Here is a 19274-nt window from a genome sequence, read left to right as displayed (position 1 = left end):
TTTATTTAGTAGAAAAGTTTATCTATATTTTACTTAAAAAATATGAAAATAATTTATTTTCTTAGTGAATCAGCTCTGAAATAACTTCTGTCGCATAAGAACCTTTTGGTAAATCAAACTGTAATTCAAACCAATTTTTATCTTCTTTATAATTGCTTTGAATTTCACTTGGGAAAATCCATGCAAATCTTCGTGTACCATCTTCTTTTGTTTCAAGATCAAATTCTTCTTCATATTTGTATGCTAAATCTATTGATTTTTTAACTTTTTTACCCGCTAATAAACCCGTTGCAACTCTGTCTCTTAAATTAAACTTACCTGCTTCTTCTTCCAATGCTTCTACATGGAAAATTTTTCCATAAGGGTAATGAGACATTAAATCTCCAGGTAATAATTTAAAAGGGTGGGCTTGTTTTTTCATAGATTTTACAATATCTAAAGGTAAATCAAGTTTTTCGCATATTACTTTAGGCTCAAAAGCAGCTACGAGTTTTGATACTTCAATACGTGAACTTAACCATGAATTAAATAAATGACTTTGATAGGCATTAACATACATTTGAGATAAGTTTCTTCTTTTCTCTTTTAGTTTCCCATCAATTATATCTTTACCTTTTTTGTAATTATCTCCATCAATTCCAAATCTCTGAAAACCAAAATAATTTGGAATTCCGTGCTGTGTAATTGTTTTTAATACTTGTTGTATTTTATTAGCTTCTATTACTGTTACTCTTTTAAGTCTTATAAAAAAACTATTCCCTTTTAAATGTCCTACTTTAATTTTATTATCATGATAAGTAGTACTTAAAATTTTAATATTTTTATGAGAAAAAGAATTTAATTTTTCTTCATATTGTTTATGTACAGAAATACTTTGAATGGTTAAAGCATTTTTATCTTTTAATCCAGCATATCCAATATCTCTAGGTCTGCACCCTAAGTGTTTTGCTATAATTTCAACAGCATCCCAAGTAGCTAAATCTTTTTTTCTTATTTTGATAACTAAATGTTCACCCGTTCCGCTAAATTCATATAAAGGAATTTCTGTTACACAGAAATCATCTTTATTTTGTTTAAATAAAACGTCAATTTTCGAATGGTTTAAATAATATTGTTTGTTCAAGTATTGTCCTTAAAAATGGTGATTAGCAAAAGGGCTTTTATAAGACCCCTTAACTGCTTTAGCAAAAATGTTTAATTCTACTTTATGTTTTTTTGCAATTTTTTCTATAATTTTTCTATTCTTTTCTTTAAAAGAAAAAAGTATTTCATACTCTTCTCCTGAAGTAATGATTTCTTCACTTAAATCATTAAAAAACTCAAAACCTAGCTTATTGGCTTTGCTTAAACGCTCTAACTCAAAAACCAAACCATCTGATATATCTAATGCAGAATGAATAAAAGGTACAATCTCATAAAAAAATTCAGCTTTTAATTTTGGTTTTATAAATTTAGATTTGGAAGCAATACTTCCCTCATTTAAAAGTATTTCTAAATCTCTTTTACACTCACCCAAACTTCCAGTGTAACACAAGAGATCATTTTTTTTAGTACCTGTTCTGTAAATGGCTTTTTTTGTTTTTGAAATAATAGTAATTGAAATATCAAGTTTTTCATTTACAATTGTATCTCCACCAATAATAGTAATACCATATTGTTTGGCAACTGCTTTAAAACCGCTTGCCAATTCTTTTAAATCTTTTTTACTGTACGTTTTAGGGATTGCTACAGATAAAAGAGCATATTTAGGAACTGCGTTCATTACTATTGCATCTGAAATATTAACCAACATTGCTTTTTTTGCGATTTGTTTTAATGTAAACCATTTTCTTTTAAAATGTACATTTTCAAAAAATGCATCCATGGAATAAACATCTTCACCAATTACGGCTGCATCGTCGCCAATGAAGTTATTCTCACGCTTTGATGGTATAAATTGTTTAATAAAAAAATCTTCTTTGTTCATAAAATGAATATTAGCATAAGTACTTAATGAAGCAACTTATGCACTTTATGATAATAGTTATCATAAAGTTTTAATCTTTATTTTTGTATACTCTTTTAACAAAGGACTAAAAATGACAAAATATTTTAATATGGATATTATTGATACAGATGCAAGTAAAGACTTAGCAAAAAAACAATAAATCCTTATCTTTTCCTCTGTATTTATTTGCTTTTTAATAAAGAAGCAAAATCACTGGGGAAAGGAAATACCACAGTATTTGTTCTATCACTTGAGATATCACTTAAGGTTTGCAAATATCGTAACTGAATTGCAAGTGGATTTTGACCCATTACATTTGCAGCTTTTAATATATTTTCGCTGGCTTCTAACTCTCCTTTAGAATTAATTACTTTCGCTCTTCTTTCTCTTTCAGCTTCAGCTTGTTTTGCAATTGCTCTAATCATACTTTCATCTAAATCAATATGTTTAATTTCAACATTAGAGATTTTTATTCCCCAAATATCTGTTTGTTTGTCTAAAATATCTTGAATATCTGTATTTAACTTATCCCTCTCACTTAACATTTCATCTAACTCATGTCCTCCTAGAACAGACCTAAGGGTTGTTTGCGCTAATTGGCTTGTAGCCATATGAAAATTCTCTACTTGAATAATTGCTTTTTCTGGATCAGTAACTCTAAAATATAAAACAGCATTTACATGTACAGAAACATTATCATGAGAAATTACATCTTGGGTAGGAACATCTAAAACAATGGTTCTTAAATCAACTCTTACTGTTTGTTGAACCAAAGGAATAATAATTATCAAACCAGGTCCTTTTACTCCTGAAAATCTTCCTAATGTAAAAACAACTGCTCTTTCATATTCTCTTAAAATACGAATAGACAAAACTAAAAGAGCAAGAACAAAGATTAATATATATAAGATTATAAATGAAGTCATTTTATTCTCCTTATTTCTAGTATTAAAGATTTTATATTTGTAATGATTGCTTTTTCATTTATTTTTAATTTTTCTACACTTATAGCATTCCAAATCTCACCATTACATGAAACTTTATAATTATTTTCATCTGTCGAGAGTATTTCAACTTCTACTCCAATAAGGGTATGTATTCCACTAATCGGATCTTTTTTTCTTATCTTTAATAAAAATGCCATCAAAAAAACAAAAAAAGCCAAAGAAACAAGAGAGAAAGATATTATTAAAGAAGAAGATATATCTTGCCCTAAGGTTTGTTCATCAAATAACATAAAAGAACCCAAAGTAAAAGAAATAAGTCCTACTAAACCTAAAATACCAAAACCTGAAATAAAAACTTCACTTAACATAAAAGCGATTCCCAGTAAGATTAATAATAAGCCCACATAAGAAAAAGGTAAGATGTTTAAAGCATACATTGAAAGCAGAGCAAAAAATGCACCAATCACGCCTGGAAAAATAGAGCCAGGATTCATCATTTCAAAGAATATTCCATACATTGCAAGTATTAAAAAAGCATAAGCAAAACTTGGATTTGAAATAATCATTAATACTTCTGTTTTAAAAGAAGCCTCAAAGAATTTAAGTGTTCGATTTTTTGTATTAATACGCACTTTTTCTCCATTAAGAAAAACTTCTTTATTGTTTATTTGTTTTAATAAATCATCCACATCCAAAGCAACAAAATCAATTACGTTTAATTTTAAAGCTTCTTGTGCAGAAATACTTTTTCCTTCTTTTACGGCTTCTATAGCCCAAGAAATATTTCTATTTTTAAATTCTGCAATACTTTTTATATATGCAATTGCATCATTAATGACTTTTTTTTCCATGGCTGTTTTGTTATTGCTTATTTTTTTATTAAGAGAATCATTTTTATCATCTTCTTTATTTATGATTTTTGGAGCTTTGGGGGCTTGCATTAAATTAACAGGGGTGGCTGCTCCTATATTACTTCCTGGTGTCATTGCTGCAATATGAGAAGCATACATTAAATAAGTACCTGCACTTGCTGCTCGTGAGCCTTTAGGTGAAACAAACATTATTACGGGAATATCTGAATTTAAGATATTCTGAATCATTTCTCTCATGGAAGTAGCTAAACCACCTGGAGTATCAAGTTCAATTAACATTAAAGATGTTTTATCTTCTTTACTCTGAAGAAAGGCATCTTTTAGGTATTGGGCAGTTCCAGGTGAAATAGCATTATGAATTTTAATATGAGTTATTGTAGTTTGGGATAAAAGAAAAGAGAAAAAAAAGAAAAAACAAAATATCACTTTCATTTTTGTTCCTTTATTTATGTTTACTCTTAATAATACTCCCAAAATTCAAAGTTTTAAATAAAATATTTTATTAGATTTAAAAATTAAACTAAACATTCAACTATTCTATTTTAATAAAATAGTTCAGCTTTAGTATTTAATACAATTGAAGCTGAACTATTAAACAAGATTGCTTTAGAAAATAACGAAGCTATCCAAACTTTTTAAAATTATTATTGTATAATCCCAAAATTTCAATTTAGGAGAAATATAAATGCCAAAAATTAATAAATATGTCGATATAGATACAATTGAGAGAGAAACTAAAAAAGATTTAATAGATAGACACTCCCCTTTCATTCACTGTGAAGAAAAAGCACAAGAGGGTGAAATGTTTAAAGTTACTGTAAAAATGGGAAACGAATACAGTCACCCAGATGATTTTGATCATTATATTGCAAGTATTTCATTGTTTAATGCTGAAACATTATTAGCAAAAACAGAATTTGTTCCTGGAACATTAGGGAATGAAAAATCGCATGCAGAAGTTACTTTTAATATCAGAGCTAAAGGGAAAAAACTTAATCTTGTAGCACAAGGATACTGTACAAAACATGGTATTTGGGAATCAACAGCTAAAACTGTTTTAGTTTCATAAGAATATTATAAAAAAAAGGCTGAGTTAAACTCAGCCTTTTTTTATATACTTTTTAAATTAGTATTTAATAAACGAAGCACAGTAATCAGTTAAGGTATGTACTCTTAATTTAAATTTTGAATTAGCAGGAACATTAAAAGTTGATGGACCAACTACTTTTTTCCATTCTTGTGCAGGAAGCATAACTTCTAATTCACCCCGTTTTATTTCCATAATTTCTTCATGAATAGAGTTTAGTTCATATTCACCTGGTAACATAATCCCCAGTGTTTTTCTTGAACCATCTTCAAAAAGTATACTTCTACTAGTAATATTGCCTTCAAATAATATATTTGCTTCTTTTTCTATTGTTACATTTTCAAATTTCATTTGTGAATATCTCCTTATATTTATACATATATATTAACACAAAAGAGATAAATACAAGCAAATTGCTGGTTTATTTTGTTATAATTATGAGATTAAAAAATTAGGATTAAGCATGACAAAAGTTGAAGAATTAAAAGAATTATTAACGCAAGATATTATCGTTGACTTAGAAGATTATATTGATGAGTTATTTGAGCTTGTTGCTAAAAAGAATGACACAATTGATACAAAAGAAGAGTTAAAAAACATGCAAGAGTTGCAAACTGATTTTCGTGAGATGTTGAAAGATATTGAAAAAGGTGAGATGGATGAAGAAGAAGCTGCTGAAATCATAGAAGAACTAGAAGAAATGAAACAAGAAGACGAGGATTTAGAAGAAGATTAATGCAGGGTTTTATAATCGATATTAAACCATGTAGAGATGATGATTTAATAGTACTAATATTGAGTGACAATCATTTGTACTCTACTTATAGATTTTATGGTGCCAGACACTCTACTATTAATATTGGTTATAAAATTGATTTTGAATTAGAAAGCAATTACAAATCTACCATTCCAAGATTAAAAGATGTAATGCATCTTGGTTTCCCTTGGATTTTTGATAAAGACAAGCTTTATTTATGGCAGCGTTTCCTCAAACTCTTTTATCCCCACCTTAAAGATGTAGAAGAAGTGGATCCTTTCTACTGCACTTTATTAAATGAACTAATAAGTTCAATCTCCAAACAAAATGCCAAAAGAGCCATCTGTCAAGCTTATATAAAACTGCTTGAATTTGAAGGGCGTTTGCATAATGATTATATCTGTCTCTTGTGTGAAGTCCCCATTGAACATGAAGTATCACTGGTGCGAAGTTTTATGCCTGTGCATCCCAACTGTACTTTTTCTAAAAAGTTTGATTTTTATAAGATTCAAGAATTGTTTGAAGATAAGTCTTTGATATCATTTAGTGATGAAGAAGTGGATTATCTTTGGAAGATATTGGTTCAGGGGATTTAGAAGGTTTAATTTCTTAATCCTCATTAATATACAAGTGATAAGAATAGGATAAGAGTAAAATTAGCCACAAAGTTGCAGCAGCAAACCAATAAGTTAATAAAGATTCGAATATTCCTTTTAACCCATTACTTAAATAATCAATAACTAGAAAGACAATAATAATCAAATAAAGTAAATTAGTATTAACCTTCATCTTCTTTTTAAATATTGTTTCATATACAAGACCTAAAGGGAGTTCCTTTTTTAAAGAAACTACTCTTGGAAAAGATTGCATAAATATAAATAAGGGCAATAGTATCAGTATCATAAAACTTGAAAAGATTAAGCCGATAAAAGAATCAATTCCAAAAAATAAAAAATTTAGTGATAATATTATTAGAAGTAAAAGATATAGAATATTTTTAATTTTTTTCAAAATTCTTCCTTATAATTATAAAGAAGTATAACAAATAATAAATATTATTTAGATGATTTTAATCTAGTGTTTCTGATATATAGTTTTTAGTAAGATATGATAGTGATTTTTAAAAGTTTATTATGAGTTATCCCGCGGTGAAGCTATGCCTTAAGGCATATACGCTTCCCTTTAATTCTGGAAAACGTGACGTTAGTCACGTTTTCTACAGAATTAAACATTAAACCTAAAATGCATTACATCGCCATCTTGAACAACGTAATCTTTACCTTCTAATTTAAGTTTTCCAGCTTCTTTACATTTAGCTTCTCCACCTAATTCGATGAAGTCATCGTATGCAATTACTTCTGCTTTTATGAAACCTTTTTCAAAGTCATTATGAATAACAGCAGCTGCTTGTGGAGCTTTAGTTTCTTTTTTAATAGTCCAAGCACGAACTTCTACTTTACCAGCTGTAAAGTATGATTGAAGTCCTAGTTTATCAAAAGCTTTATGAATAATTTGCTCTAGTCCTGATTCTTTTACACCTAAGTCTGTTAAAAACTCTTGTACTTCATCATCTTCTAAACCAATTAATTCTTCTTCAATTTTGGCACATAATACAATTACATCTGCATTTACAGAAGTAGCATGTTCTTTTACCACATCAACGTATTTATTTCCAGCATCAGCTAATGAGTCTTCATCTACATTCGCACCATAAATTACATCTTTATTTGATAAAAATCTTAATTCAACATCAAGTTCTTCAAATTCTTCATTGTCTTGTTCTTCGTAAGAAGATACCGGTTTTAATTCTTCTAAGTGAGCTAAAACAGCTGCTGCTACTTCTAATTTAGCTGCCGCTTTTTTATCAAACTTAGAGTCTTTTTTTAATCTCTCACATTTTTTATCAAGCTGCGTGATATCTGCATAAATTAATTCTGTTTCAATAATTTCAATATCTCTAAGAGGATCAATTCCACCTTCAACATGAACTACATTTTCATCTTCAAAACATCTAACCATATGTAAAATAACTTCTACTTCTCTAATATTAGATAAAAATTTATTTCCTAAACCCTCACCTTTTGAAGCACCTTTTACCAAACCAGCAATATCAACAAAATCAATAGTTGAATGCTGAATTTTATCTGGCTTTACAATTTTTGCTAATGCATCAAGTCTTTTATCTGGAACAGGTACAATTGCTTTATTTGGTTCAATAGTACAAAATGGATAATTTTGAGCTTCTGCATTTTGTGCTTTTGTTAACGCATTAAACGTTGTTGATTTTCCTATATTTGGTAGCCCTACAATTCCTACACCTAATCCCATATTATTCCTTGTGATAACAGTCAATATTATTCTTAATTTTTAACTGCATTTATTAATTATGCGCATTATATCCAAAAATGTTTCAAGAAAGATATTTTATAATTTATTTTTACTTATTACAGACCTAAAAAATCAATAGAAAAACACAGTTTTCTTTGAAGAAAATACTTTATTTAACAAATGTATATATGAAGGTATTAATATTGTTATGTGTATTTGAAGAATTTACTTCATACGAAATATTATTTTTATCACAAATAGTTTTTACCATATGAAGTCCCAAACCTAAACTTCGTTTAGCATCATTCTCTCTGTAATTCTTATCAAAAAGTAAAGTAGGGTTTTTTATTATTTTCCCTTCGCTTTTAAAAACAAGTATGATCGGATCGTATTTTGATTTTTGTTCTAAAGAAATACTTAATTTTGCATCTCTAATGCTATGTTTTATAGCATTAGAGATATTATTATCAAGTAATCTTTCTAGTTCAATATCATTAATAAAAACACTGATATCTTTTTGTATATTTTCACTTAAGTTTTTCATATTTGCAGAAAGAATATGTTTAAAAAATTCAATTCTTTCCATTAAAAAAATTGACAAATTAATAGTTCGGGCTTTGTATTCTATAGTATCGTTAGAAATAATATAAGACAAATCTTCATAAGAATTTGACAGCATGCTAATTGAAGAATTTATTTGAGTTACAAAAGGTATAATATCAGAATAAGATTTCATCTCAATTCTTGAAGCATTGGCCATGATAACTGTTAATGGCGTTCTAATTTGATGTACCATATCTGCAATAAATTGTTTATTTTCTTCTAAAAGAAGTTGATTCTTTTGTACTTCATCATTTAATAGTTTGTGTAATTCATTGTAATTACTTTGTAATTGATTTATCTCTTTTACTATAATATTTTTTTCATTTGAGTCTTTATTATTATGTATAGATTCAATAATGCGGATCAATTTAAAAGAAACATTTTTCACTACAAATCGATATAAAAACCATAATAAAATAAATGATAAAAAGAAAATACCAATAAAAGTATAAAAACTTTTATTAAGTTCATTTTGTAAAATATAATTATCAAATGTTGTTTTTATAATTAATTTAGTTTCATCATTATCACTAAAAAGACCATTACTTAAAGAGTAAAAATAGGACATTCTGCTTCTATAATTTTGGCTGCTCAAAAGTTTATTTTGTTTTGTAAATATTTTAGACAACTCTTTATTAAGTATTATTTTTTTTTGATTTATATTTGTAGTTGTAATATGTGATATTTCTTTTTTAAACTGTGGCAATACAGAAGCCAATTCATTTAAAAATTCTTTTGATTTTTTCCAGTTTTGAATAAAATTTATTTTTTTAAAATTTTCAGATGCAAAGTCTATTTTTTGGTTCATATGTTTTGTTAAGACATAAACATCAAGAGTATTTACGCTATTTTTACGATTCTCATAGAGTTTTTTAATAGGCTCATAAGAATTTAGTACATAAGATAATTGAATGATTTTATTTTCATCATGTGATAGTTTCATCATATATCGTTTTAAATTCATAGAAGCAGAATCAATTTTAGGTGGGGTGATATCTATCATAATTTTCTTATCAAAGACCAAATCAAAAAGAGTTTTATTGGCTTTATACGAGCTAAGATTAAGCCCAATATCTGGTTTATAAGAAGCATTTTCGACAATATAATTTTTATTTATAATGAATATTTCATATTTTCCTAAAAAGACATCTTTGTTTAATTCATTTTCTAAAATATCTAGTTTTGCATTTTTATTATCATGGATATAAGAAACAGCAAAATTTAATTTTTGAATATTATTAGCTTCTTGTAATTTAAATTCGTATTGTATTTTATCAAAAGCTAATCTAAAATCTTCTTTAATATCTATAGACTCTTTATACGCTTTGTCATAAAAAGCTTGAATAATAATTTTTTTTGTAAAATAGTATTGTGTTGATAATCCTACAAAAAGTATTAAAAGTATTAGCGCAGAGATCAGATAAAGATATTGATTTAATTTAAAACTAATTTTCAATCTTATAACCTATACCTATATGTGTTTTTATGATATTAAGAGGTAGTTTATTTCGTATACCATTTACCAGCTGTCTTATTGGGTATGTTTCTTTAATCTCATTTTCCCAAACATAATCTATAATTTCTTGTGAGCTTACTATTTGACCAATGTTTTCTACTAAAATACTTAAAAATCGTTTTTCTTTTTTCCTTAAGTCTAGCGTTTTTTCTTGCACAATAAAGTTTCTGCTTTTTTGACAATAATAAAAATCTTTACTGAATTGAATTGAATTTAGTTGTACATTGATAAGTTTATTTATTCTTACTTCTAATTCTTTAAGGTGAAAAGGTTTTTTCAAGTATTCATTACAGCCATTATCATAAGCAGCAGTTAGATTATTTATTTCCAAAGAAGCCGTAATAATGATAATAGCTACATGAATATTAGTTTGCCTTATGTATTTTAGTAAGTCTAAACCATTTATACTTGGGATGTTAATATCAAGTAGGTATAAATCAAAACTATTTTCATCAATAAGATCAAGCGCTTTTTCTCCATCTTCAACACTAATGACTTCAAAAGATAAACTTTCTAAATAAGAGGCAATAGTAGTATTTAATTGTATGTCATCTTCAACAAGTAAGACTTTCATTTATATTCTTTATAAAATTTATTTAATCTATCTATCTGTGAATTTCAAATAACAAACTCTTGCTAGATCAGGTAATAATCAATGTTACATTTAAGTAATACATTCACATTTTATCTATTTATTTCTTATAGATAAGGCAAAAAATGACATAAATGTTACATCAGTAATATATATATTATAAGTGATTATTTTTGTAAAGCATTGTTGGCTATGAAAAAAACAAAATGATTAACTTTATTTAATCACAAAATAATAAAAATAATAATTCTATGTATTAGAAAAGGAAAAAAATGCAAACTCCTAATAATTTGTCACGTAGAGGATTTTTGAAACAATGTGTCATTGGTGGTATCACTATTTATAGTGCTCCAATGCTATTTAGTTCAGATAAATTTAAAGAATATACAAATACAACACTCCTACAAAATGATTGGAAAGGAGATTTAGGAAAACCTAAATTCAGATTCGATGCTATTGCTAAAGTTACTGGTGAGAAGATTTATGGAAGAGACTATAGATCACAAGATATAAAAGGATGGCCAAAGAAACAATCTTATGCTTTTATACTAAGAGTCAATAAAGCAAACAGAGTATTTGAAGGTTTAGATTTTTCTTCATTAAGTAATGAAATGAAACCAGCTGTACTTATTACAGCCCAAACACTTGCAAAAGATAAAATTGGTTTTCCTAGTTTTTTTGGTAATGATATGTTATTACCCGCAGGAAAAGTACCAGCTTATGAAGGTCAAGAAGTTGCTGTTTTAGTTTATGATGATTTTATAAGTTTTAAGAATGCAAAAAATAGCTTACAAAACAGTGATAAAATAATCAAGTACTCTAACGCTATTCATCCTTTAGTAAGTGCTAAACAAGCACCTTATTCAACATGGAGAATTATACGAGAAGAAGGACTTTTAAAAGACAAATACAGTCCTTTACAAAATGGTCTTATTTTTCCAAATATTAAAAATAACAAAGCAGTTTGGCCTAAAGGTAATGTAAAAGGCGATAGTATCCATCAAGCTATGCATTATGCAAATGAGCTGCATAACGATATCAAAAATGAAGACTGGCATGTAGTTAACAAAACATTTACTACTCCTTCTATTGATCCTGTGATGATGGAAGCTGAAGCATTTAATGGCTGGTATGATAGAAAAAACAAAACCATTCATATGGTAATTTGTACACAATCTCCTGGGGATTTTTATAAACAAGCAGGAGAAATGTTAGCTGCTTCACCTAAGGGTAAAGAAGTTAAAGATTTAGTCATTCACTCTCCCTACATTGGTGGAGGATACGGAGGAAAAGACCATACTCCTTTTCCATACTTTGGTTTATTAAGTTTATTATATTCTAAAAATGCTATTTCTTTATCTAATAACAGATTTGAACAATTTCAATCAGGAATTAAACGTCATCCTTTTGTTATTAATACTAAATTAGCTTTTGATAAAAAAACCAAAAAAATCAAGGGTTTAATTACTGATGCCACTATTGATGGAGGAGGTCGAGCAAACTTTTCTGGTCCTGTAACAATGGTAGGGCTTAGTGCTATGCAAAGTATATATTATCTACCACGAACAGATCTTTTAGCAAGTGTTTATCCTTCTTCCATGCCTATTGCTGGCTCAATGAGAGGTTTTGGTACCTTACAAACAATGGCAGCAATGGAAATGATGATGAATGAAGCAGCCAGTGATTTAAACATTGATCCTATTGCATTAAGACGTATTAATGCATCTAAAGCAGGAGATAAAAATACTCAAGGTGCCATTCCAAATGGAGATTACCGATATTTAGAAATGTTAGAGTTGGGAGAGAAACATACAATTTGGAAAAATAGACACAGTAAAAAAATCCAATTTGAAAAAGAAAATCCAAGTAAAAAATATGGGGTGGGATACAGTATTGCTACAAAAGATTATGGCACAGGAGCGGCCGCTCCTAGTTCAAGTGTTGAAATTACCCCTAATGGAGAAATTATTGTTAAAGTGGGTTATATTGAAATGGGACCTGGTACGGATACAGCACAGGGTGCTTTAGTAAGTAAATACTTAGGAAGCATGGCGGATGAAGTAGTAATGGCTGAAATAAGTGATTTCAAAATATTAAAACTCTTTGAAACACACAATCCATATTTCATTTCACAAAAACAACAAGATAAAGAAGAAAAAAATCCACAATGGACACCTTCTGTGACGATGGCATCTGCGGCATCTATGTCTTCATATTATCAAACACATACAACAGACTTATGTGCAAAATTGATTTTACAACATGGATTATATCCAGCAGCTATTGAGATTTGGAAAACAAAATATTTCAACAATGCTTATGCAAATGCTAATTTTGGTGATTATCATACAGCTTCATGGAAAAATGGGAAATTATCAGCTTCTGGATTTCCTCCAATAGATTTAAAAACACTGGCAAAAAAAGCACATGAAATGGGATTACTTACCGCTGTAATGTCTCATGGTTTTAACAGATGGGCATGGGCTAGTGCCCAGTTTGATATTAATGGTACAACACAAAAAGTTTATGCAGATGCAATAGCTACTAAATATGGTAAAAAGTCTAAAGAATTTACAATAATTAATAGAAAAAATGTTACTTACCCAACGACCGCTATTGGAAATGCAATGGTTACTTACCTTGCACCTTGTGCTACTTTGGTTGAATTAAGCATAAATAAAAAAAGTGCAGAAGTAGAAATTCTCGATACACATACTTGGTTAGAACCAGGAACTGTTTTAGTCAAAGATTTAGTCGAGGGTCAAATTCACGGAGGTGTGGCAATGGGAATTGGACACACATTATATGAGAGTTTGCCACTAGGTCAAGATGGTGCGGGAAATGGAACATGGAATCTAGATCGATATAACGTTCCAAGAGCAAGAGATGTTGGGGTTTGGAATATGAACTATACCTTACTTCCTCCTTTAGGTAAATCAGACCCAAGTAAAGGTATAGCTGAAGTTGTAATGATTCCTGTTGTTGCTTCTATTGTTGAAGCAATCAACCATGCTATTGATAAAAGATTTTATCACTTACCTGTTACACCAGAAGATATAAGAAAGGAAATATAATTATGAGTAAATTAACATTCACTATTAACGGAAAAAAAATTGGTCCCATAGAAATACCTCAAGAAGTGATGATGATTGAGTATTTACATGAATTTAGAAACTTAACAGGTACTAAATTTGGCTGTGGAATGGGTATATGCAATGCCTGTGTTATTATTGTAGAAAATGAGGATGGATCAAAAGAGGTAAAAAGAACATGTATTAACCCTAGTTCTGTTTTTAATAATAAAAAAATAACCACTATTGAAGGACATGCAAAAAAAGATAAAAATAATAATATTATATCCTTAAACCCTGTTCAAGAAGCATTTATTAAACAATTTTCTTTTCAATGTGGATGGTGTACATCTGGTTTTGTAAATGAAGCAACGTTGTTAATGGATAAGTTAAAAACAAAGCCTATTAATAAAAATGATGTTCAAAAAGTAATTGAAGATAACTTAGGGGAACATATTTGTAGATGTACGGGTTACGCAAAATATTATTCTGGAATGAAAAAACTTATTTTAGAAACAAAAGGTTTAACATTTTAGTTAATGTACTTATAAACAAAGAAGAGTATACACCTTCTTTGTTTACAAAAAAAATTTCTTTTCTAAAACTCTTAAAAGATGTAATTATAAAAGGTTCACGTCATGCAAAAATATGAAGCTCTTATAATTAAATCTGCCATACAATGGATAAAAGAAAAAAAAGATTTTTTTATTTGTACTATTATTTCTGCAAAAGGTGCCTCTGTACGTCCATTAGGCTCTATTTTTGCTTATGATGGCACAAATAAAATAGGTTTTATTTCAGAACCAAGAAGCGATGATGCGTTTTGCGAACTTTTGAATGAAGGTTATTTTAAAGAAGATATTACTACTTTTACCTATGGAAATCAGCTCTTAAATAAAGAGAAAAACTTGTGTTTGCCTTGCTGTGGAAATGTGACGCTTTTAGTTGAAAAAATCACTCCTTCAAGTGATATGTTAAAAAACTTTCTAATATGGAATGACTTAATTAAAAAGCGTGTTGGGTTTCAAAGAACTATCAACAAAGAAAATAATAAAAGTACATTTATAACACTTCCAGAGTATTATAAATCAGAAGAAAAAAATGTAATTAAAAATGAAAAGAGTATACAAATTACTTATTTCCCTATTATTCAAGTGCTTATTATTGGAGCTACACCCGTAGCAAAACACTTAGCGAAACAAGCCAGTGACTTGGGATTTTATGTTAAATTATGTGAAAATAGAAAACTATTTTTGGACAATTTAGTCTATGAAGGAGTAAATAATAATTTTGAATTGTGTAAAGAAGCATCTGATTTATTTGTTAGAAAACGCGTAGATAAACATACAGCTGTTGTTGCTTTAGCACATGATCCAAGTATTGATGATGATGCAATTTCTTTTTCACTAAACTCAAATGCTTTTTATGTAGGTGCTATTGGGTCTAGTAAAAATAATAACAAAAGAACTAAACGATTAAAAAATGCTGGCATGAATGAAATAATACTGTCAAAATTAAGAGCACCTATTGGTCTTATGATTCATAGTCAAACACCAACTGAAATTGCTGTTTCTATTATTGCTGAATTAATATCTCTTCGTCACACCTTATGAAACAAAATACATGTGCTTTAGTTTTAGCGGCTGGTTTTTCTAAACGTTATGGAAGTGATAAACGTTTCTCAGGACAAGAATTACTTATTTTAAGAACTTTAAAAAATATATGTAAAACCTTTGATTCTATTTATTTAGTCCACAGATATGAAGATAAAAAACTGATTTCTTTACTTGAGAATATTAATATTGCCTTAATACAAGCTCCTAGCATTGATATTTCATTAGGTACTAGTATTTCTGTAGGCATACAACAAATCAAAAAAAGTGCCATTATGTATGAGTCTTGTGCTATATTTTTAGCAGACATGCCAAATATAAAAAAGAAAACCATCACTGCATTACAAAATATCCAAAAAAAGAACCTAATTGTAAGGGCTAAGTATGAAAATATTGTTGGGCATCCTGTTTTTTTTGGAAATAATTTTTTTGAAGAACTGTGTAAAATAAAAAACCAAGAAGGTGCAAATCAAGTGATTAAAGAAAATAAACTTTCATACAAAATATTAAATGTAGATGATATTGGTGTTATTGAAGATATAGATTATCCGCATGAAGGGTAATTATTTAAGAACTCAAGCGTCATACGAAGACCAGTTCCTTGTGAGTGCTAAGCATTATTTTCAGTGGGACACTTAATCCCATATCTTTCAATGTTTTACTTTGATTAAATATATTATTTATATCAAAGTTTTATTTTATGTTAATTACACACATTATAATTAAAAAGTAAAAAAAGAGATAAATTAAGATCTTATATTTTCAACTAGTCTTGATCTAACTCCTTTTAATAAGATTTTAAATCAATTTTAATTATCATTCTTGATAATTAAAATAAGTGAGTAAAATGAATAAAATAATCAAAACTATTTTTTTAAAAGACAATAATAGCACCTTAGGTTTTATAAGAATATTCTTCTCCATTTTTGGAGGTCTTTTTGTTTCTTATTTTCTAATAATGCTAATCTCAGAACAACTGCAGTACTCAATATTTGAAAATATTGTGATTGGAATAATTATTCTTCCATTCTTTTGGTCAGCGGCATCACTTTACATAATCATGTCCAAAACTAAATTTATCGCCATCTTAAAAGCCATCTTACCGGCATTCATTCTATACTCTATTTTATACATTTTTTAAGGAAAACAATGAAAAAAAGACTGTTTAATATACACAAGTTTATTGGAGTAAATGTTCTCTTATTCTTTTTTATCTCTTTGTTTTTTGGAATATTAACTATTTTTCAACCCTATGTAAATACATGGGAAGATTCAAAACAACATGTAAATGATATAAAAATAAGCGATATAGATTTAGACAAATGCCTTAAACAAATTACGAAAAGAACTTATTTTGGAGAAGATGGGAAAAAAGTTAGAAATGATATCATTAGTCTGTCTTTTCCAAGTATCGAAGTAAGCGCTACAAATTTGATTCGAGTAAGAAACAGACCTAACTTTTATTTAGATCCCAATACCTGTAAAAGAGTAAGGCCTAAGAATTTCAAAATATCTCAGTTTTTTGATAAAATGCACACAGGCGGGTTATTCAATTCTTTGTTAGTTAAAATACTCTTTGGTTTTATGTCTGTTGCTGTCGTATTTTTGTGTTTTTCTGGCATTTTATTAATCATAAAAAACAAATACAGCAATAAAAAAACAAAATCCAATAAAGCTTTTTATGCAAAATATCACAGGCTTTTATTTTTTTATACTCTTCCTTTAATTTTTATGTTTGGAATAACAGGAGCATTGTTTAATTTAGGTCTTTACAGTTCCCCTTTATTAACGCATTATTTAACAAAAGGTGAAACCCTAAATGCTTTACAAACAAAAAGAAATATTTTATTTGATCCTGCTTTAAAAAACATGGATTTAAGTAAAAAAATAAAAAGTATCAGCGTAAATGAACTTTATACAAAAGCCACGCAAGAATTTGATGATATCTCTTTTTATAAAATGGAAATATACAATTACAATGATATTAATTCACGGGTAAAATTCATAGGTTATGAACCTAAGAACTTTTTTATAAGTTCTATGACCAATGAAAGTTATATCATCTTAGATGGAACAAATGCAAAAGTACTTGAGAAAAAAATAGCTGATGATGGTACTTTTGCAGAAAAAACACTGGATGCAATCTTTTATTTGCATTATTTAAGAACTTTTTCGGATCTTCCTCGAATCATTTTTGCTTTTATTAGTATTAGTATTTTAATAGGACTTGTTTTTGCAATGAGCTTATGGTTGGAGAGAGCAAAAAAAGATAAGTTCTCTTATAAAGTATTAAAACCTTTAAGTTTTACTATTATCTTAGGTTCATTAATTTCTTCATCTTTTCTATTTGCAAGTGTTTGGTTGATTCCAAAATCAGCTGTCTTTTACTCTTTTATGGGTGAGAGATACAGTACTCAAGAAACACTATTTTATCTTTGTTTCCTTGTATTATTAGCAGTCATTTTATTTAAAAAAGATTTATTTAAAATTACAAAATACACTTGTTATTTATCATCAGTATTCTTAATATGTGCTGTAATATCACATGAGTTTTTTAGTGGATATTCGTTCATAAGATTATATCAAGAAGGATTAATCCAAATTCTAGCAAGCGATATCATTCTTCTACTAGTAGCTGCATTATTAATATTTACAGGGAAAAAACTACCTAAAAAATATTTTGAATTCTAAGAAGTAAAAGAAATATTCTTTTACTTCTTTTTACTTTTATAAAACTTATATATGAAAATACACACAATAATCATTCCTATAGTTTCAAAGATAAACATTATTTGAAAGTTGAACGTCGATATTATTAGGCCTGCTATTACAGCGGAAATAATTCTTGTTAGTGAGAAAAAACTTGCTTGAATAGAATAATCAATGGCTCTTGTTTCTTTTCTTGCATAATCCATAATCATAGTAAAGATAATTGCTGAGGACAATGATATTGACAAAGCAATAAAAGTAATGCTTAGAATTAAAGAAAACAATGTTAATTCTGCTTGTTCAATATATACTAAAATACTAGCACTTATTATATTAAATACAATAAATGCTAATAATAAGGTCTTTCTTGAAAAATTATTAGCAAATTTACTTATTAATAAAGCTCCTAAAAATCCAATTAAACTTCCATAAATTCCAACATATATTGCTATATCATCTGCTTTTACTCCTTTGCTTATTAAATAAGGTTTCATGAAAACCCAAATGGCACTTATAAAAGCAAAATAAAAGCCTAAGATAAAAATCCAAATACTTATATCTTTTTGCTTGAAAAAACTTATGATTTTCTTTAATGAAACTTTTTCTTCTTTGATTACCTCATCGGGTTCTTCAATAAAATTTAGTATATATAAAGATACTAGCAACATAACTGACATTAGAATAAAAGTACTTCTCCAACCAAGATGATTGTAAAATAAGAGAAATACACCACTTCCAAGCATTGCAGCAATAGAATATGCAGCCACTTTATAAGTACTTGCATTAAACCTTTCTTCTTCTGTAAATATTTTTATTGCTAATGCATTTAAAGGAATATCAATAAAGGTAGATATTAAAGCCGTAATAAAAATAGCCACAAAAATCAATGAGATATTATCTTCTAAAGAAAGAAAACTTATATACACCAAAAGTAAAGCATATACTATTCCACTATAGAAAATCCATTTTTTATAATGTCTTTTTTCAAAAACATACCTATCTATAGGTGCCGACATTATGAATTTAAAAACCATAGGCAGTCCAATTAATTGAAAGCTTCCAATAAGTGCTGCATCATATCCTTTCATTTGCAATATCATTGGAATACCCATGACAAAAAATATCACAGGCGTTAAAATAGCAATAAATAAAATAGAAAAGAGTATGTTCTTTTTTTGTAATGCATTCATCT

18 protein-coding genes are annotated in these 19274 nt (G+C 28.0%); 8 read left to right on the top strand and 10 right to left on the bottom strand.

Annotated features, from left to right (window positions below; all coding sequences use genetic code 11):
• Positions 1–61: 61 nt before the first annotated feature.
• The 4 genes from truD to HRT41_04420 all read right to left on the bottom strand — a co-directional run bounded on the left by truD (position 62) and on the right by HRT41_04420 (position 4238).
• Positions 62–1123, bottom strand: coding sequence for a tRNA pseudouridine(13) synthase TruD (truD, locus tag HRT41_04435; GenBank protein NQY23255.1), 1062 nt, complete (start codon positions 1121–1123; stop codon positions 62–64).
• Between the two features lie 9 nt (positions 1124–1132).
• A complete protein-coding gene (locus HRT41_04430; GenBank protein NQY23254.1) occupies positions 1133–1966 on the bottom strand; it encodes a thiamine-phosphate kinase in 834 nt (277 codons plus the stop codon).
• 203 nt (positions 1967–2169) lie between these two features.
• Complete coding sequence (locus HRT41_04425; GenBank protein ID NQY23253.1) at positions 2170–2913, bottom strand: slipin family protein; 744 nt, start codon at positions 2911–2913, stop codon at positions 2170–2172.
• Entirely contained in the window at positions 2910–4238 is a 1329-nt protein-coding gene (locus HRT41_04420; protein NQY23252.1) for a nodulation protein NfeD, read from the bottom strand. Before HRT41_04420 ends, HRT41_04425 begins: the two co-directional genes overlap by 4 nt.
• 253 nt (positions 4239–4491) lie before the next feature.
• On the opposite strand from HRT41_04420, the gene HRT41_04415 reads away from it, so the two are divergent.
• Positions 4492–4875, top strand: coding sequence for a dethiobiotin synthase (locus tag HRT41_04415; protein NQY23251.1), 384 nt, complete (start codon positions 4492–4494; stop codon positions 4873–4875).
• Between the two features lie 57 nt (positions 4876–4932).
• Here HRT41_04415 and HRT41_04410 read toward each other — a convergent pair whose 3' ends face one another.
• Positions 4933–5244, bottom strand: a complete 312-nt coding sequence (locus HRT41_04410; protein ID NQY23250.1) for a pyrimidine/purine nucleoside phosphorylase — start codon at positions 5242–5244, stop codon at positions 4933–4935.
• 112 nt (positions 5245–5356) lie between these two features.
• Between HRT41_04410 and HRT41_04405 the strand changes: the two genes are divergently transcribed.
• A complete protein-coding gene (locus HRT41_04405; protein ID NQY23249.1) occupies positions 5357–5629 on the top strand; it encodes a hypothetical protein in 273 nt (90 codons plus the stop codon).
• On the top strand, positions 5629–6246 hold the full coding sequence (gene recO, locus HRT41_04400) for a recombination protein RecO (protein ID NQY23248.1): 618 nt from the start codon (positions 5629–5631) through the stop codon (positions 6244–6246). Before HRT41_04405 ends, recO begins: the two co-directional genes overlap by 1 nt.
• A 13-nt stretch (positions 6247–6259) precedes the next feature.
• Here recO and HRT41_04395 read toward each other — a convergent pair whose 3' ends face one another.
• From HRT41_04395 to HRT41_04380, 4 genes are all read right to left on the bottom strand, one after another.
• Positions 6260–6661: a hypothetical protein gene (locus HRT41_04395; GenBank protein NQY23247.1), complete on the bottom strand. Its 402-nt coding sequence runs from the start codon at positions 6659–6661 to the stop codon at positions 6260–6262.
• A gap of 213 nt (positions 6662–6874) precedes the next feature.
• Positions 6875–7978: a redox-regulated ATPase YchF gene (ychF, locus tag HRT41_04390; protein ID NQY23246.1), complete on the bottom strand. Its 1104-nt coding sequence runs from the start codon at positions 7976–7978 to the stop codon at positions 6875–6877.
• 169 nt (positions 7979–8147) lie between these two features.
• Positions 8148–10037, bottom strand: a complete 1890-nt coding sequence (locus HRT41_04385; GenBank protein ID NQY23245.1) for a HAMP domain-containing histidine kinase — start codon at positions 10035–10037, stop codon at positions 8148–8150.
• The gene (locus HRT41_04380; GenBank protein NQY23244.1) at positions 10027–10671 is read right to left on the bottom strand and encodes a response regulator transcription factor; all 645 of its coding nucleotides are present in this window, start codon (positions 10669–10671) and stop codon (positions 10027–10029) included. The genes HRT41_04385 and HRT41_04380 overlap by 11 nt, the downstream gene beginning before the upstream one ends.
• 290 nt (positions 10672–10961) lie before the next feature.
• Between HRT41_04380 and HRT41_04375 the strand changes: the two genes are divergently transcribed.
• The 5 genes from HRT41_04375 (at position 10962) to HRT41_04355 (ending at position 18064) form a co-directional block, all read left to right on the top strand.
• Positions 10962–13763, top strand: a complete 2802-nt coding sequence (locus HRT41_04375) for a xanthine dehydrogenase family protein molybdopterin-binding subunit (protein ID NQY23243.1) — start codon at positions 10962–10964, stop codon at positions 13761–13763.
• Between the two features lie 2 nt (positions 13764–13765).
• Positions 13766–14296, top strand: a complete 531-nt coding sequence (locus HRT41_04370; GenBank protein ID NQY23242.1) for a 2Fe-2S iron-sulfur cluster binding domain-containing protein — start codon at positions 13766–13768, stop codon at positions 14294–14296.
• Between the two features lie 102 nt (positions 14297–14398).
• The gene (locus tag HRT41_04365; protein ID NQY23241.1) at positions 14399–15373 is read left to right on the top strand and encodes an XdhC family protein; all 975 of its coding nucleotides are present in this window, start codon (positions 14399–14401) and stop codon (positions 15371–15373) included.
• Positions 15370–15936, top strand: coding sequence for a nucleotidyltransferase family protein (locus HRT41_04360; protein ID NQY23240.1), 567 nt, complete (start codon positions 15370–15372; stop codon positions 15934–15936). The genes HRT41_04365 and HRT41_04360 overlap by 4 nt, the downstream gene beginning before the upstream one ends.
• A 586-nt stretch (positions 15937–16522) precedes the next feature.
• A complete protein-coding gene (locus HRT41_04355; protein ID NQY23239.1) occupies positions 16523–18064 on the top strand; it encodes a PepSY domain-containing protein in 1542 nt (513 codons plus the stop codon).
• Between the two features lie 20 nt (positions 18065–18084).
• Here the strand turns inward: HRT41_04355 and HRT41_04350 are convergent, their stop codons facing one another.
• Positions 18085–19272, bottom strand: coding sequence for an MFS transporter (locus tag HRT41_04350; GenBank protein NQY23238.1), 1188 nt, complete (start codon positions 19270–19272; stop codon positions 18085–18087).
• Positions 19273–19274: the final 2 nt, after the last annotated feature.

Source organism: Campylobacteraceae bacterium (genome assembly GCA_013215945.1).
GTDB lineage: Bacteria > Campylobacterota > Campylobacteria > Campylobacterales > Arcobacteraceae > NORP36.
This window is presented reverse-complemented; position numbering and strand designations above follow the sequence as displayed.

What these genes read in the sequence shown, in the direction of transcription:
- HRT41_04430 (NQY23254.1), bottom strand. Translation starts at nt 1,966, where the DNA reads ATGAACAAAGAAGATTTTTTTATTAAACAATTTATACCATCAAAGCGT.
- HRT41_04425 (NQY23253.1), bottom strand. Translation starts at nt 2,913, where the DNA reads ATGACTTCATTTATAATCTTATATATATTAATCTTTGTTCTTGCTCTT.
- HRT41_04420 (NQY23252.1), bottom strand. Translation starts at nt 4,238, where the DNA reads ATGAAAGTGATATTTTGTTTTTTCTTTTTTTTCTCTTTTCTTTTATCC.
- HRT41_04415 (NQY23251.1), top strand. Translation starts at nt 4,492, where the DNA reads ATGCCAAAAATTAATAAATATGTCGATATAGATACAATTGAGAGAGAA.
- HRT41_04410 (NQY23250.1), bottom strand. Translation starts at nt 5,244, where the DNA reads ATGAAATTTGAAAATGTAACAATAGAAAAAGAAGCAAATATATTATTT.
- HRT41_04405 (NQY23249.1), top strand. Translation starts at nt 5,357, where the DNA reads ATGACAAAAGTTGAAGAATTAAAAGAATTATTAACGCAAGATATTATC.
- recO (NQY23248.1), top strand. Translation starts at nt 5,629, where the DNA reads ATGCAGGGTTTTATAATCGATATTAAACCATGTAGAGATGATGATTTA.
- ychF (NQY23246.1), bottom strand. Translation starts at nt 7,978, where the DNA reads ATGGGATTAGGTGTAGGAATTGTAGGGCTACCAAATATAGGAAAATCA.
- HRT41_04380 (NQY23244.1), bottom strand. Translation starts at nt 10,671, where the DNA reads ATGAAAGTCTTACTTGTTGAAGATGACATACAATTAAATACTACTATT.
- HRT41_04375 (NQY23243.1), top strand. Translation starts at nt 10,962, where the DNA reads ATGCAAACTCCTAATAATTTGTCACGTAGAGGATTTTTGAAACAATGT.
- HRT41_04370 (NQY23242.1), top strand. Translation starts at nt 13,766, where the DNA reads ATGAGTAAATTAACATTCACTATTAACGGAAAAAAAATTGGTCCCATA.
- HRT41_04365 (NQY23241.1), top strand. Translation starts at nt 14,399, where the DNA reads ATGCAAAAATATGAAGCTCTTATAATTAAATCTGCCATACAATGGATA.
- HRT41_04360 (NQY23240.1), top strand. Translation starts at nt 15,370, where the DNA reads ATGAAACAAAATACATGTGCTTTAGTTTTAGCGGCTGGTTTTTCTAAA.
- HRT41_04355 (NQY23239.1), top strand. Translation starts at nt 16,523, where the DNA reads ATGAAAAAAAGACTGTTTAATATACACAAGTTTATTGGAGTAAATGTT.
- HRT41_04350 (NQY23238.1), bottom strand. Translation starts at nt 19,272, where the DNA reads ATGAATGCATTACAAAAAAAGAACATACTCTTTTCTATTTTATTTATT.